The organism is Allosalinactinospora lopnorensis, from assembly GCF_000981225.1.
Classification (GTDB): Bacteria; Actinomycetota; Actinomycetes; order Streptosporangiales; family Streptosporangiaceae; genus Allosalinactinospora; species Allosalinactinospora lopnorensis.
The window spans coordinates 1-801 of record NZ_LAJC01000191.1 but is presented as its reverse complement, the minus strand read 5'-3'; the positions used below and the strand labels follow the sequence as shown (position 1 = coordinate 801).

Annotated in this window: 1 rRNA gene; it reads right to left on the bottom strand. The window is 63.3% G+C overall.

Annotated features, from left to right (window positions below):
* Nucleotides 1-303 (bottom strand): 23S ribosomal RNA (locus tag VS93_RS26440); the annotation flags it as partial.
* Nucleotides 304-801 lie beyond the last annotated feature (498 nt).

The following is an 801-nucleotide window of genomic DNA, read 5'->3' as shown; positions in this document are numbered from 1 at the left end:
AACGGCCGCCGCCTTGAACACGCGCATGGTTTAGCCTACTCCCCGTTCGCTCACCACTACTGAGGGAATCACACTTGTTTTCCTCTCCTGCGGGTACTGAGATGTTTCACTTCCCCGCGTCACCACCAACTGCCCTATACATTCAGACAGCGGCAACCCGACACAACTCGGGCTGGGTTCCCCCATTCGGACACCCACGGATCACAGCCTGGTTGACAACTCCCCGCGGACTATCGCGGCCTCCCACGTCCTTCATCGGCGCCTGGTGCCAAGGCATCCACCGTATGCCACACACACTTGACCACCACAGATACAAGATGCTCGCGCACACTATCCACAAATCAAAACACCCACCACCACGACCACAACCCCACACCACCACCCCCCAGGCGATCCCCCAGACACCCCACACAGAGCACCCAAAAAACCACCCACAAGGCGACCCCCACGCCACCCCCCGAAAAGAGGCGGCCCCAGGGCCGGCACACAGGTCTTCACCGCAGCAGCCACCCAGAAAACACACCAACCACACCGGGCCGGTTGCTTCCTCAGACACCCAACAGCGCGCACCCCCACCCCACAGCCAGCACCCCCCCAAACCGAGACAGCACCACCCACAGAGCAACAGTGACGTGTGCCCACTTCAGCCCCACCCCCTCCACCAGGCAACACCCACACACGCGGGCCCCCGGACAGAGACGGCGAAATTCTTCCTTCCCACCCGACCAGGCCGGGCCGCGGCGCCTCACACGCCCCCAACCCCACCCACCAGGCAGGTCCACATTCTCGCGCCCACTCAAC